The 16,869-nt window shown below is 32.2% G+C and carries 6 protein-coding genes; all 6 read right to left on the bottom strand.

Annotation, left to right across the window (positions count from 1 at the left end):
• Positions 1–13: 13 nt before the first annotated feature.
• The 6 genes from IU405_RS07700 to IU405_RS07675 all read right to left on the bottom strand — a co-directional run bounded on the left by IU405_RS07700 (position 14) and on the right by IU405_RS07675 (position 16,302).
• Positions 14–3,052 (bottom strand): SusC/RagA family TonB-linked outer membrane protein, encoded by a 3,039-nt coding sequence (locus IU405_RS07700; RefSeq protein ID WP_197438034.1) that lies wholly within the window; start codon positions 3,050–3,052, stop codon positions 14–16.
• A 110-nt stretch (positions 3,053–3,162) separates the two neighbouring features.
• Positions 3,163–4,941 carry a RagB/SusD family nutrient uptake outer membrane protein gene (locus tag IU405_RS07695; protein ID WP_197438033.1) on the bottom strand — a complete coding sequence of 593 codons (1,779 nt, stop codon included), beginning with the start codon at positions 4,939–4,941 and terminating at the stop codon, positions 3,163–3,165.
• Positions 4,942–5,104: 163 nt separating this feature from the next.
• Complete coding sequence (locus IU405_RS07690) at positions 5,105–8,218, bottom strand: SusC/RagA family TonB-linked outer membrane protein (RefSeq protein WP_197438032.1); 3,114 nt, start codon at positions 8,216–8,218, stop codon at positions 5,105–5,107.
• Positions 8,219–8,378: 160 nt separating this feature from the next.
• Positions 8,379–12,353, bottom strand: a complete 3,975-nt coding sequence (locus tag IU405_RS07685; protein ID WP_197438031.1) for an ATP-binding protein — start codon at positions 12,351–12,353, stop codon at positions 8,379–8,381.
• Positions 12,354–12,508: 155 nt separating this feature from the next.
• Entirely contained in the window at positions 12,509–15,460 is a 2,952-nt protein-coding gene (locus tag IU405_RS07680) for a hypothetical protein (protein ID WP_197438030.1), read from the bottom strand.
• A gap of 80 nt (positions 15,461–15,540) precedes the next feature.
• Complete coding sequence (locus IU405_RS07675) at positions 15,541–16,302, bottom strand: T9SS type A sorting domain-containing protein (RefSeq protein ID WP_197438029.1); 762 nt, start codon at positions 16,300–16,302, stop codon at positions 15,541–15,543.
• Positions 16,303–16,869 lie beyond the last annotated feature (567 nt).

Below are 16,869 nucleotides of genomic sequence, written 5' to 3'. Positions count from 1 at the left end.
ATAATTTAAATCTTTAAAATGAGGTTCTTAATCCAATTAAAATATTTCTTGTTCTTGGTTCGCTACCAATTCTCAATAGTTGTATGTCTTTGTCTTTAGCAATACGAAAAATATCACTACCTGAAGCATGTATACTTAGTTGCTTTATGCCTAGTTTTTTACATAAGTTTTCGCTAACTTCATAAGTTAATTGGGCTCTGGATAAGTTGAAATACGAAGTACTATAAATCCAAAAATCTGAGTTTTTAAAATTGTTATTAGCGTTTCCTGTTGATAACCTTGGGTATGTTGCTGTTGCTGCAGTAGCAGGTGTCCAGCGATTTACCACACTTTCAGAATATTTATCATTACCAGTTACTTGAAAATAACTATTTGTTAAAGGAGATATTCCACCTGACTGACCCACACCTTGAAGGTATAAAGTAAGTCTTTTGTAAGTCATTTGTAAATTTAAATTATAGCTTATAGGATTATAACCTCTACCTAAATAAACTTGATCGAAATTATCTATAACATTGTCATCGTTTGGATTTTGATTTACATATTTAATATCTCCAGGTTGCACCACTGCTTGTGGATCTGGTAAATTATTTGCTAAGTTTCCATTAGCGTCAAAATCTTCAAAACCGTAAAATCCTAGGTTTTGATAGCCAAATATAGGGTTTAGTGAAATTCCTTGTCTATTTTGATATGCATACTGTCTATTTTCATCTCTAATAAGTGCAGTATTATCATTTAACATAAAATTACCACCGAAATTTAATCTAAAATCACTCCATGATTTCGTATAATTTAGCCCTAACTCGAGTCCTCGATAACGATCAGCTTCAAAATTTTCAAAGGCTTTAAAATCATCGTAGTAAGAGGGATATGGAGTGTCTAATGCAATTATTTTATCTTCAATATCTGTTTGGAAAACATTAAATTCTATACTTAACGAATTCCATAATAATGCCTCAAAACCAATGTTTAAATCCACTCGCTTTTCGAAACCTAAATTACTATTAGCACCTTGTATAAATGAAACTTTATTATTTCCAACACCTTCTTGCCAGTTAAAACTACCACCATCTAAATTTACTAAAGGTTCATATAAGTAAAAGGAGTTTAAACCTAAGTTTAAATCGGAATATAATACTCCAGATGACACTTTTAGTTTCAAAAAGTCTATAAAATTTGTGTTTTTAATAAAATTTTCTTCACTTAAAATATACCCTATGCTACTTGTAGTAGACAGACCTGCTCTATTACCCTTAGCTAATTTTATAGAATGGTTTAGGGTGGCAGATACGTCTAAAATAAATTTATCTAGGTAAGTATAACTTGTTGACAAACCTAGGTGTGGATATTTATAAGTTTGTCTTGTACCATCATCACTAATCACATCCGTAGTAATGTTATTATAATATCCTAGTAGTGTAGTTTTAAAATTGTGGATATTATCAATATTGGCTTGGTGATCTAATTGAATTGATGCCCCAAAACGCATGTCGTAATCTAAACCTGTAACAAATTGGGTTAGTCCTTGTTGGTCATTTTGTCCTTGTCCATCAATATCAAATATTTTATTTCCTACCCAAAACGGATTATAAAAGTTATAAGTATTTCTATATTGTAAACGATGTTGATCAAATAAATCGAAACTCATTCTTGTTTTTCCTGACAAACCCGTTAATAGGCTATTTAAATCGAAATTTATAGTATTCGTAAATTGCCCATAAATAGTCATATCGTCCTGACTACCTCCTGCATATACTGCAGCTAAAGGGTTTGGTGTAGGGTTTGTTTGACTATAACCTAAGATACCCCCAGCATATATATTTGCCCCAGCAAGTTTTTCTGTTAAAACATCATTATTCTCGAGTAGCATATACTCTAGCGGTAATATTGGAGCATATTGGTTGGGAAGGAATGTTGTACCAAATTGAAAAACACTTGCTCCTAAATCACTTCTAGCAGATTGATTAGACCTTATTAATAAATTTGCGTCTAGTGTACTTGAAATTTTATCGTTAATTTTAAAATCTAAGTTACCTCTAATACTAAATGCATTTACTCCTTTATTCACATCTGGCACTAAATTTTCTAATGAAGCCTGATGCGACCAACCAAGATTAACGTAATATTGCATTCTATCATTACCTCCTAAAAACTCTGCACCTATATCATAGGTTGGTGCAAATGTTTTAACATAGTCACGTGAAAAGAAATCGATATCTGGATAAAGGTAAGGATTCTCACCACTTAAAGTATTCTGAATAAGCGCATTATTAAATATTGGGGTCAAACCATCATTAACCAAAGCCTCGTTATACAACGTCATATACTCTGGTGCATTCAAATAATCTGGTAATGCTAAAGGCTGTCTAACACCAGAATCTATCCTTACATTAATCTCTCTACGATTGACTTTACCTCTTTTTGTAGTGATTTGAATAACTCCGTTTAATGCCTGAGACCCATACATAGCAACAGATGAAGCATCCTTTAAAACAGATATTTGTTCTACTTCTTGTAAGGTAAGATTATTTATATTTCTTCCTAAAACACCGTCAACAACAATTAAAGCTTGGTTAGAGCCGCCAAAGCCTCTAATAGAATTGTTACTTTTCATTCCTAGAAATCTATTCCCTATAATTTCATTTACTAAAATTCTATTATCATAAATTCCAAAATCATTGGGAGTGACGGTAGAGATGGGATTGCTAATTTTCCTTTTCACTGTTGTACCAAATGCGACTTCTGTTTTATCTTGATCATCTGCATAGCGCAAAGTAGTTTGCATAATAATAGTAGTAGTCAACTCATCAAAAGTTATGGTTTTATCCTTAAATCCTTTTTTTTCTAAAACTAATTTTTTATCATCGTTGTCAAGTTGTATATTTGAATATCCATTATTATTCGAGTAAAAGATTTTACCCTTAGAATTGTATATTTTAACTCCACTGATTTTATTACCACTTTCATCTGTAATATTTATTTTAAATGTTTCTGCCTTTTTTATCTGTGAATAGATATCAAAATTGGCACTTAAAGTGATGATAGTGAACAATAAGAAACATTTATAATATTTAAATTGATTTATCATAGTGTATGATTCTAATTTTAGTATTTATTTGTTGGTGTTGATTAAAATGAAAAAATAGATTACCTCTTACAATATTACCAACCTGGATTTTGTTCAAACCCTTGAAATATTTGTACATCTTCTATAGGAAAAGGCAACCAAAAGTGTTTTGGATACTCACAAACGGTAGTTACTAAAGTTCTTTCAACCATTTCTGTTGGTTTACCATTAGCACCTCTTACAAAGTCTAAAGCAGTTTTATTTCTGTATTCCATTTTATCGGCTAGTACCCACCTTCTTATATCTACCCATCTATGAGCTTCAAAAGAAAGTTCCATAGCTCTTTCCTTTCTTAAAACATCCATAAATTTCTGTGGGTTACTTCCAATACCAGGATAAGATGTATCAACAGGTGGTAAGTTTGGATATCTTGCTCTAATTAAGTTAACTGCTTCTAGGCCACTCATACTAACTATACCTCCATCAGTTACAAAAGCAGGATTACCAGAAGGGCCATAGGATGACATGGTCATAGCCTCTGCATACATTAAATACACATCTGTTAAACGCATTAATAGATGGTGTGTAATGATATTTCTTCTATTATCGTGTCTATTAAAATCTATAGGATACCATTTTTTAGCTGCATATCCTGTACCACTTTTACCGCCATTGTTATTCGATCCAAAAAAATCGCGATGCGTGCCTCCTGTATACAACTCTGCATATTGCTTATAAGCATTATTACTTGGTTTTACGGTTATTTGATCACCGTCTTTAATAATCCACATATCAAAACGTGGATCACGATTTGCCCAAGGATCAGTAGGGTCATAAAGAGGACTATCTTCTATAGACATGCCATCTTTCATACCAAAAGCGTGTTGTACAAATGAATGGGTTGGTGTTTGAAAACAAGCCCCATTTTCTTGTAAAGCAAATGTTGCTGGCAATTGAATGCGCTGTGAGTTACTTGGTTGTGCACTAAAAATGAACTCATAAGCTTCTGGACGTGTACCAGGTACCACTGTATTACCATCATCTTGTGTAGAATAAAATACCTTATAATAATCTTCTTTTGATGCTAAACCAAGGTTATTTACATTTCTATTGTCTAAATCGATCACTTTGGCAAAAGCAGCAGCTGCATTGTCGCAAAATTCTTGACTATACCCATAAGTATCTGTTGTCCCTTGCATTAAAGGTGATGCAGCCAATAACCAATTTTTACCTTGATACGCATGTACTATTGCCTTATTGATATGCATGTAAGTATCTGCTAACTCTGATACTCTTAAAGTACGAATTAAACTTGGATTATTAGCTATTTGTGCCGCAAGATGACTCCAACTTTCTGGAACGTACTTGGCAGCTTCTTCTAAATCTTGATTTAAACGTCTGGCTGTATCTGCAAATGTAGCAGGACGCACATATTGTTGATAATTTCCATCTCCATCCCATGTAGATTCAATATAAGGTATTCTACCCCAAAATTTCATAATCTCATGATGAAAAAAGGCTCTAAAAAAAAGGGCTTGACCTCTAATTAAATCTTTTTCGAATTCTGTAGCATTTACCATTAAATCTATATTTTCTAATACGGTATTTGCTCTACGAATGCCAGCCCAGCCTTGCCATATTCCTGCACCAAATTGTCTGGTTTGACTATGCACTGGATTAGGTACATCACCTCTATTTAAATCAAAATAATTGTATCTTCTATCGAGGCTTCCTTTGTACCACGCTCTTAAATTACCCTCTTCTACTCTATTTTGAAAGGTAAAATCTCTACCATATACTTTTACTTCATCTCCCAAAAGAAAAGCAGATGAATAATATGGGTGTACCGCATAGTTGGTAACATAACCATACATATCTTCTAAAAACCCTTGCGTACCAGCAAAGTCTTTAAAAATGTCTTCTGCTTGCAGATCTGCTTCTGGAACTCTCTCAAGGTATTCTTCGCAAGAATAGAGAAAACATGTTAATATTACTAAACTTATATATTTTTTCATGACGTTAATTTTTATTATGTTCTTAAAAATCTAAAGTGAAACCAAAATTTATTCTTCTAAAAGCTGGGTAATCGGTACCTCCTTTTTCTGAAACTCCATCGAAAACACGATCATCTGGAACATCTGACCACAAGAAAAGATTATTACCATTAACAAATACTCTCATAGTCTGTGCTCCTAATTTAGCTACAGTTTTCTTTGGAATTTTATATGCAATTTCAAAAGTTTTTAAACGCACCATAGAGGCATCCCATAGATTTCTGAAAGGATCTTGCCTACCATTAACAAGAATATCCTTGTGTGTAAACGCTGCATTCGGATTGTCTTTTGTCCAGTAATTTGATTCGAAGTCAAAAAGAGCTGGTGCACCTTGCCCACTTGTTCCTGTGCCGAAAATTCTAGATACATTGTTCATTCCGTAGAATTGAGCCATAACACTAAAATTTTTCCATTCCCAACCGAACGTTGCTGACCAGTTGTTTTGTGGACGATTTGGATACCCATAAGGAACAATATCATCAATACTTTTGTACAAACCATCTCCGTTAAAATCTACAATATCATAACTCCCTATTCGTTTATTATCGTCTAAATCCTCTAAAGGTGTAGACGTATAAATGTCATCCCAACTTTGCATAATATTAGTTGGTATCGCACTTCTTGTTTGCCCTATTTGATAGCCCTGGTCTTTGGTATAAAATGGAGCTAATAAAGGCTCATCTCTAGAAATTACCTTATCTATAGCTCTATTATAATTGGCATCTAACCAAACTTTCATTCCATTATTAAAAGTATGGTTTAGTTTAAGTGTTACTTCAAACCCCTTTACTTCGGCTTTTCCTAAGTTACCACTTGGTGGTGCAATACCAACAAAGTTTGGTACAGCCCTATCATCTGCAGAAATAAAAATATCGTCTCTTTTTTCTATAAAGAAGTCAAATTCAGAAGATATCGCGCCATTTAATAGGGAAACTTCTGCTCCAATATTTGCTTTGGTTACCACTTCCCATCTTAAATTTGGGTTTCCTAATAAAGATTCGTAATACACTAAATAATCAGATCGATCTCTATAATCTAACGCGCTACCAATGGTAACACCTGTTCCACGATCTGCCCATTGTGTTAGGTATCCATAAGGTTGACCTCCGTAATTATCATCTCCTACAACACCATATGAACCCCTTATTTTAAGTTTATTTAACCACTCCGTATCCTGTAAAAAATCATTATTAGAAAGTGTCCAACCCAAAGCTAAAGATGGAAATAAGTCAAAACGGTATCCTTTTGCAAATTGTTCTGAACCATTATAAGCGCCATTAACCTCTATAAAGTAGGTGTTTTTATAATTATAGGTAATACGACCTACCCAATCTTCTCTAAACCTAGGGTTATTGTTTCCTGTTGTTCTCTCTTGTCTTCTAAACAAAAACAATCCACTAACATTATGGTCGTCTGCAAAAGTATTGTCATAATTTAAAGAAGCTTGGTAATTTAAATTTCTGGTACGGCTACCATTATTTAAATTAATATTTCCTAGTTCCCAAGGCCTAATTTCTTGTTGAAAGTCGTTTACAGGATCTATGGTATATACAATTTGCTCTTCGCCATTTTGGTCATAAAATTTAAAAACCCCATTCAAATCACCATCATCTATACTTTGTGTTGAAGTCATATAACTATCATACGAATACAAGCCCTTAAACACCAATCCTTTTGTAATAAAATCTAGTTTTTGCTCAAGAGAAATGTCTGTGTTCAATTTCAACCTATTCGATCTTGTAACACCCGCTGCTGTTAAGTTAAAGAAAGGATTTTGCAAGTTAGGATCATCTGGAAAAGGGTACCCATAAGCACCATCTGAATATCTTGGGTAATATAAATAAGGCATTACCCTATACAACCCTTGATAAATTCTTCTTGACTCACCATTAGGCTGGTTCTGCGTAGCAAATGAACCCGATAAGTTAATAGAAGCTTTGGTTGTTTTTGTAATGTTAAAATCTAAGTTTGAACGATAATTAAACCTATTGTATTCAAAAGAACTTCCATAACCTCTTCCATTGTCTACTGTACTACCTGTTTTAAATATATCACCAACATTTTGAAATGATAGACTACCAAAATATTTGGCAAATGCAGACCCTCCTCTCGCTGTAAGATTTACTCTATTATCAACTGCAAAATCTTTTAATAAAAAATCTTCCCAATCTACATTTGGATATCTTTCTAAATCATCTTGTGTAGCTTGGTTTCTATAACGTTCTGCAATTGCTAATGGGGTATAATACGCCCAAGCTCCTTCATCATACATTAATTCTTGTATAACTGCATCATTTAGCCCCATAAAAGAATCATAAGAATTTAATTGTCTTGGTACTCTAGAAGGCACCTTAATTGTTGAGTTTGCGGATACTGATAGCTGTGTGCTTCCTATTTTACCACGTTTAGTGGTAATAAGAATAACTCCATTACCTCCTTGTACACCAAAAACAGCCGTTGCAGAGGCATCTTTTAAAACGGATATATTTTCTATTTCATTAGCATCGATATCAGATATTGGACGCTCAACACCATCTACCAAGATTAAAGGTTGTCCATTACCGTTCCAAGAACTGGAACCCCTAATAAATATTTGAGTTTCTTCTGAACCTGGCCTACCACCACCACTTATCGTAGTAACCCCTGGTAAACGACCTTGTAAAGCTTGTGTAACATCTGCTACACCCCCAGATTGCATAAGCAATTCACCTTTAGCTTGTGATATAGCCCCTACTACGGATTCTTTTTTCTGAGCACCATAACCAACAATAACAATTTCTTCTAATGCAGTTGAGGCAACTTTTAACGTAATTTTTAAATCATTAAAATTTGTTACTTTAACTTCTTGAGACTCCATTCCTAGATACGAAAAAACTAAAATTTCATTAATTGAAACATTAATATTGAAACGACCATCAAAATCTGACTCAACACCTCTAGTTGTTCCCTTAACAACAACTGACACCCCAGGTATTGGCCCCATTTCATCGACCACTGTACCTTGTATTTTATTTTGCCCTGATGTAAAACTTACTGAACCTAGAGTGATCAAAATAAATAATAAAAAATAACTTCTTTTAAAATAGTATAATTTCATAAGTTGTTTACTTAATATGTTTTGCAATTATCTTGCGTTTAACTTTTGTTTGACAAATTAAAATTTTTTCCTTAAAATATTTTTATACGATAATTCACTTTTTTTAAACAATTGTCCTTTTAAATTAAAAAGACTTATATATAATGCATTAAGAGCTATTTTATTTGTTTTGGAACTTTTTTGGTGACACTCCGTACTGTTCCTTAAATAATTTACTAAAATATTGTTGTGAAGAAAAGCCGCAATCATATGCAACTTGTGATATTGTAATATTAGGCTGTTCTATAAGTAATTTTTTGCTTTTTTCTAGTCTTATAATTTTAATAAAATCGTTAGGCGTTTTACCAGTAATAGATTTCATTTTAGCGTACAGGATTGTTCTTCCTAAATTTAAATCTAAACACATTTTATTGACATCGTATTGCTCATTATCTAAATTATCTAAGACCACTTTTTCTGCTTTATTCATAAATTCTAGATCTATTTTATTCTTCGCAATTTTTTTTATGTTTTCTGATGGGTTTTTTGAAAATATTGACTTCAGTTTTTTTCTAGAATAGATTATATTGTTTATTCTAGCGATTAAAACTTTTGAGTTAAAAGGTTTCGTAATATAATCATCTGCACCAATATCTAAGCCACTAATCATATGTTCTTCAGCTGTTTTTGCTGTGAGCAAAATAATTGGAATATGAGATGTATTTATATTTGTTTTAAGTTTGGCACACATTTCTGTTCCTGAAATATTTGGCATCATAATATCACTGAGAATTAATGAAGGTTGAATTTTTAATGCCAGTTCCATACCTTCTTTTCCATCTTTAGCAAGATGTACATCATAATTAAAATCTAAGAAGCCCTTTAGTAATTGACTTAGCTCACTATTATCTTCAACAACAAGTATTGTTTCTTTCTTTTCGCTTGTTATTTGAGAATCTATTATACTTTGATTTTCATAAGATTCATAAACAAATACTGGAGTAGGTGTCTTTTCAAATATAATCTCCTTAGAAGTAAAGTGACTTTTGTCCAAAAGAAGATCAACCGAAAAGGTAGTACCCTTGTTTAATTCACTTTCAACATTTATTTTACCGTGATGAGCGTCTATTATACCTTTCGTTAATGCCAACCCTATACCTGTCCCTTGATGAATGGTTGACGCTATATTTTCTAACTGATAAAAGCGATTGAAAATTTTTGACAACTGTTCAGGGCTCATTCCATAACCTGTATCTTTAATCTTAATACTAACGCTTTTGTTATTTGAAATGATTGAAATTTCTATTTTACCACCATCATTTGTAAATTTAAAGGCATTTGAGAGTAAATTATAAAACACTTTTTCGAGTTGTAAACTATCAAACCAAACATTAACTGGTTTGGTTTGGTAATGAATATTGTAGTCGATATTTTTTCGTTGACTAAGTTCATAAAAAGAGTAGTAAATCTCTTCTAAAAATTCTACAATATCGTGTTCACTTGCCTCTATTCTATATTCACCAGCTTCTTGTTTTCTAAACTGAAGTAATTCTAGCGCTAATCTGTTTAGTCTATTGGTATTTTTATTAATTCCTAAAACTTTTTTATAATCGTTAGTTGTTAATTTAGTACTGCCCATAAGAGCTTCTACATGACCAGAGATAAGTGTTAATGGTGTTCTAAATTCATGAGAAATATTTGTAAAAAACATTAACTTAGATTTGTTGTGTTCTGCTTCTTTTTCTTGCTCAATTTCTTTTAACTTAACTTTATCTTGAAGCCTTCTTTTAGTTAGTATTAAATAATTAAAAAATACCAAGATGAGTAGTACTATCAAGAAATACAATATATATGCCCAAACTGTATTAAATATTGATGGTATAACTTTTATATATAGTATTCTTCTTAACGTTGAATTATCAATATTTTCTATTTCAAAAACATAGTCTCCAATATCTAAATTAGTGTAAGAAACTGCCGTTGTTTCTGGCTCTATCCAATCTGATTCAAAACCTAAAAGCCTCACTTTAAAATTACCTTTTTGAGATATTTTATCTGAATCTGATGAAAAATCTATTTGAAATGATTTATGCTCAGGCCTTAATATTATGGTGTCTGTTAAAGCAAATGTTTTTTGAAGTATTTTTTCATTGTCATTTGGCTTAATTTCTTGATTGTTTATTTTTAGTTTGGTTAATACCGGTTTTATTAAAGTAGAAGGTTTAAAAATTTCATTAGAGCTAAACGATACCATACCATCTAAACCTCCAATAAAAACTTGATTTTTTGTAGGGGACACAAAAATGCTTTTATTGCTTAACACATGTAATGGAAATCCCGTACTTTGGTCATAATTTTTAAATTTACCATCCAATATTCTTAGAACACTAATCCCTTTAATGCTTGATATAACCAAAAATCCTGGGTTGAGCTCTTCTACTCCTTTAATAATATTTCTATTTTGTTCTTCAGTATTTTTATAGGTTATAAACTGTTGCTTTTTATCATCAAATCTATCGAGACCCTTATCTGTAGCAACCCAAAAACGTCCATTACTATCTTCAAAAAGATCATTAATATTATTAGATGCTACCGAGTTTATCGTATTTTCTTGATATCTGTTTAAGGTTTTTGTTTTTAAATTGTAAGCAAACAAACCCATTGTACTTCCCATCCATATTACATCGTCTTTTACCTGTAAGCATGTAATATAATTCGGTACTTTATGCTCTATTTTAAAGGCGTCTGTAAATAACGGTTTGACTGTTTTTGTTTTTAAATCAAATACTTCTACAGAACTTTGCGTAGAAAGAAAAAGCTGCTCTTTATACTTAACGATATCATTAATTTTATTAGAACTGATAGCTACATTGTTGTTGTCTTTGTGTGCGTAGTTAGAGAATTTTTTATTTTTAATATTAAATTCAAAAAGACCTCCTCCAATACTAGCAATCCAAAGGGTTTCTTTTTGATCGTAATAGATGGCTTTAAACGAGTTGTAAACCATACCATTATCTAATGCTGGAGGCTCATAATAGTTAATTTTATTTTGTTGTTTATCTAAACAATTTAAGCCTCCGCCTTCTGTACAAATCCATAAATTACCTTTGTTATCTTCAACAATTTCACTTACTACTTTAAAGTTAAGACCATCTTTTTGATTGATAGCTTCTTGGTAATGTGTAAATAAATTATTGGGATTATAGTAATTTAATCCTCCAAAAAAAGTGCCTATTAAAATTAAGCCATTACTATCTTTGTACATAGATAGTATTGAATTATGCGATAAACCTCCTGAAATATTATTATCATTTGTATAATGTGCTATCTTCGATTGAGGAGATATGATATAAACACCTCCATAAGTACCAATCCAAATATTATTATTATTATCTTCTTCAAAACAACGAACTTCTGTAGGAGTAATTATTTCTGGACCAAAAAACGTAAACTGTTTATCTAACTTATATTTGTAAATCCCTTTTCCTTTATCACTAAACCATACATCTTTTTTACTATCAACAAATAATGCTTCTACATTAACATTCTCTTTTAATACAATTAATGTTTTATGCTCTACACTGTATGCTAACATTCGCTTATTGGTAGCAATGTAAAACATGTCTTTAGATGGCTGAATTTTACTAAATATCTCTCCTTTGTTTAGCTTAATTGGTAGATATTGATTGGTTTTTAGATTAAGTATTTTACTGTAGGTTGCTATCCATAAAGTCTCGTTACTAACTTTTATTTCATTACAGTTAGCTATTTCAAATCTTTTAAAGACTTCGGTTTTAATATTAAAATAAAAAATATCATTTCTAGTCATTGCATAGACAAAGGTAGAATCAGCCTGTACATGTCTTAAAACGCCATACAAAGAATACGCTTTGTCTGCAATATTAACCGAACTAAATGTGGTTAATTTGGCACCATCATACTTATGTAAACCTGCACTATTTATATACCAAACATTACCTAAACCATCTTTTGCAATACCGTTTATTTGAATATTTTTATATAAATCTGGTAATGCTAATTTACCAAATCGAATATTATCAATAGACTGAGAATTTAAACTCGAGGGTATTACTAGCGCACCAAATAGAAGACATACGCAAGCATAGGCGCTTATCTTTTTTAAATATTTTTTCATATATGCTAATATAAATATCAAATCAATTTCTCAATATTTTATTTTTTAAAAAAAAGCAATGTGTGTTGGTTATTAAAAACATCCTAAATATAAAATAAAAAACGGAATTTATATTCAATTTCCAAAACACCAGCTACCTTTTTAAATATTGTACATTACTTCATTACGTATTCTAGCATATTAAGTACCATTTGTGCAGCAGCTGCGTCGTATTTTTTTTCTAAATTATTTGTTTTTTGTTCTGTACGATCTAATCTACCATCTGTAATTAATTGACTAATTATTACTTTACCATAACCTTTACCAAATTCTACTTCATAAACGGGTTTCTTTTTAAGATTTCTTCCGGCACTAACTAAAGGCGATAATGATTGTGCTTTGCCCATCGTGCTTTCTTTAAACTCTTTATTAAGATTTGTGACTAAAATTTTAGCATCTGGATTAATACGTAACTTTAAAGCAGGAGCATCTTCAACAAGAAATTTAACAGATTGCCGCAATGAATCTTGTAACTCAATATTATCAGCACGTTCTGAAAAGGCGTAAAACCCTTCTAACTCATAACTAAAATACTTATCCTGTTTTATTTTCTCAATAGCTGCTCCTTTTGCTTTCCAAGTTTCAAGAAAAGAACTTGCACTTAAACCAGACAACTCAAAACCCACAGAGGGTACTATTAAACCACCTTTTAATCCATTCCACATCCATGTTGCTTCTCTTGGTATATTTTGCCATAATTGAAAGTTATTATCGGTTGGATGAATATGACTTTCTGGTTCAGTAGCTTCCTTAAATAAAGCTTTTACTCCAAAAGGTAGCGATGCTTCAGAAATAATACCCCCAGAACTTTTACGTACACCTTGTAAATCTGCTGTACTTCTCTCATACCCCTGACCTAAAAGGTTTGGTCCTACATCTAAAAAAACAACATGCTTTCCTTTGCTTATCTGCTGCTCTATCTGAGCCATAAATTGCGGAGATTTCATCTTAGCATCCCAAGTATTTTTAGAAAATATAATAATATCTGCTGCCTTGTCAAAAGCAGGTAGTGCCTTTAAGTTATTTTGTGTTAAAAAATTATGCAAGTGCTTATCTTCATCAAAAACACCTATACTAAGGTTTGCCAATTCCTTAGCTACCTTGGGTACTATTGTTCTTATATCCCATTCAGACACAATAGGATGTTTAACACCTGCTAGTGGGTTTAAAACTTCTGCTTTTATCAACCAATGCCCTTCTGTAGCAGGTAGCTTTAGGTTTACCTTTTTTTCTAATTTTGAATATTTTTTTACGGGAACCTCAATAATCTCAAACGTTGTTGCTTGGCGATAGGTGGGGTTTTCAATTGAATATTTAACTCTAATATTGAAATCTTTACTAGTATCATTAAAAAGCACAATGGGCAATTCAATGTCTTGACCTGGAGTAAAGTTTCTGTCCCAAATATTTAAATTCGCACTTATTGGAGACCATGCAGCAGTTAATGCATTCCAAACTGGCATTGGGTTACCTTGTTTAATATCTCCTAAAAACCAATGGTTACCATCTTCTTTAGATCCTAATACACAAAAGGGAGAAAAACCAGCAACATCTATAATTCTCCAATATTCAGAGATTTTTGCATTAGAAAGCGCATGATGATAAAACCTTTGTGCTTTGGTATGATTTTCTCCTAAAAAACGATTGTATGCAGATGCCACCATAGGATAGCCACCAATATCTCCATATTCATCAAGGTAGTTTCCTCCATATTCATCTGCCATTACAGGCAATTCAAACTGATCAAAACTATCATAAAACAAGCCTACATTTTCAAATAAGCTCCACCAGTATTTGTGTATGTGGGTAACATCTCTATGCCCTATAACTAACCCAGGATAGTCTTTTGCTACCTCACTAATCGCGTCATAAGCTATTTTTAAACGATCGCCTTCTGTTTCATTCCAACCGTGCATCAATACGTTGCTAGGATAACGAGATGATACATCAAACCAAGAAGCCCATTGCTCTAATAAGCTATTTTTTGAGGCCTCCATGCCATGAAAAAAGTGCCATTCTGCTTGCACAAACAGCCCGTATTTATCGCACAAATCTAAAAATTTTTGTGGGGGCATCCCTAAATGAAAACGCAAGGTATTTGCACCATGAGCTTTTAATCTTTTTACAATATGTTCTTCAAACCATTGGGTATCCCAAGCCAACTCTTTTACCTCTGCATAACGCAACCAACGGTACCAAACTACAGATGCTGCTCTAAATTTAGTAGGATGCCCATTTAACTCAAATTGTTTTCCATTGACTTTAAACGCTCTATGCCCGTAATTACAGGTATCAATATCTATAATTTTGTTTCCTTTTTTTAACTTAGTTATCAGTTTGTATAAATTTGGTGTTTCAGGCTCCCATAATTTTAACTTACCTGATGCGTTTAGTGTTAATTCGCCTTTAGCATCGCTAATACTATACGCCTTTTTTAAAATCTCTTTTCCATCACTATCTAACATAGATACCTCTATGCTAGAAAAATCTTTTTTAGAGGTATTATTGATGCGATATTTAATTTTCACCTCATCATCTTTAAGCACTGTATAGCCGTTAACATGTTCTAGAGATGCATTGCCATGCAACTTTAAGACGACATCATCCCAAAGATGAGATGCTATATTAGACCTCCAGTAATCTGCTTTGGGAATGCGAGAAGCATCTCTTTCTGGCATATCTTTTAATGATGCTAATGCAATTTCAATGGTTACTGTGTTTCCTGGTTTTATATTTTTATGCTGTAAAGCATGTAGGGTTGGTGCCATACCTCCTGCTTGCTCTGAAACCAAATTGCCATCTACATATACTTTTGGCATAAACCGTGCACCTTTTAACAACAATGTGGCTTTTGTCCAATCGCCTTGAGGTAAAATAATTTTCTTTCTATACCACAGTTCTTGTGCATTCATTTTTGTTGGGTCTGAAGCCAAACCCGGCACATTTACCTCCTTTGTGTACTTTCTGTTTTCACCAGAATCCCACTTACCATTTAAATTGATATTGTAAGTAGACTGCGCGTATATTTGACATTGAAACAAAACCAATAAGCAGTAAATTATTCTCATTTTTTATTTTTTTATATAAAAAAATCACCTTTGAAAAAAATTCAAAGATGATTTTTAGCTATTAATCTTAGTAAAGCGTATTACTTAACAATTTTATAAACTTTGCTAGTTTGTTCTGCTTTAATGTTTACTAAATACAGACCCTTAGATAATCCGCTTAAAGATATAGCAGACGCTGGTGTATTATAAGCTGCTATTTTTTGTCCACTAATAGTATAAACCTCGATAGCATCTGCTTCTATACCATTTACATTTAGCATATCTGTAGCACTATCTAACCAAACTTTTGCAGTAGCAAATACAGCATATGCAGTAGATAAAACTGGTGCTTCATCACTCCACATAACATCATCTAAATAAAATACACCAACACTACGTTGCTGAAAATCTAAATTTGATACTGTACCTGCTGCATTACCACCATCCGAATTAGTTAAAGGTAGTTCGTAATCTACCCATTGATTGGTTAAAGTAATCGTTGTTGAAACTTTATTTGGGTTTGCACCAAATGTCAAGAAAAGTTCCTCTCCACCATTACCTTTGGCTCTAAAAGTAACCTTTTTAGCATTGGCAGGTGCCGTTATATCTTGTTGTCTTATTCTTATTGAATAAGCAAAGTCACCTAAGGTTGTAACCGTTTTTTTGTATACATAATTACCACCAAATTCAAGTACAACTTCAGATTGAGACACAGCATTGTTAGTAGTAGTTTTATCAAACCAATTTGTTGTGTCTCCAGTTGAAAAGTCACCATTTTGAATCTGGTCTTCTGGTGCAATTTGAGCGTGTAAATCAAAGCAGAACAAAGCTGCTGTAAACATAAAAAGTAATCTTAGTTTCATTTTTAAAAAATTTTTAGTTAATATAATTGTTTTAACAAATATCCTTTAAATGACAGGTAAAGGGGTGTGTTTTTCGTACATTTTTTTTATAAAATTGTTCGTTTTTTATACAATGTAACTTAATATACTTTACGCTATGTATCATAACTGATGATAGTTTGCATTTACATGTACTTTTAAAAAACATTGTACATCATGCTGAATTATATCTTAAAAGCTATTGAATTGATGACTATTGTGGTTTGATAAAAATGTATTAGAGAATTATTGACATTTCTTTTAACTGTTAGAGTGTGCTATTTTTTTATATGATTTTAAAAGTGCAAAGTTTTATCTGTGAACTGTTGCCTCAAAAATATTTCGTACCGTTTTTAGTTGGGAAGCTATTGCTATAAACTAAAAAATGCCACATAAAATTATGTGACATTTTTAATTTTAGTTGCTTCAATACTTAAAATCCATCTCCAGGAGCAGCAGGACTTTGTGCCTGAGCTTTTTTAGGATTCAAAATCATATAAGTACCTAATGCAGTTAATGCTGCATATTTACTATAATTACCTATTTTCT

The sequence above is a fragment of the Polaribacter sp. BAL334 genome (assembly GCF_015767435.1).
Classification (GTDB): Bacteria; Bacteroidota; Bacteroidia; order Flavobacteriales; family Flavobacteriaceae; genus Polaribacter.
The sequence above is the reverse complement of the archived record's forward strand: the minus strand, read 5'-3'. Positions and strand labels throughout refer to the sequence as shown.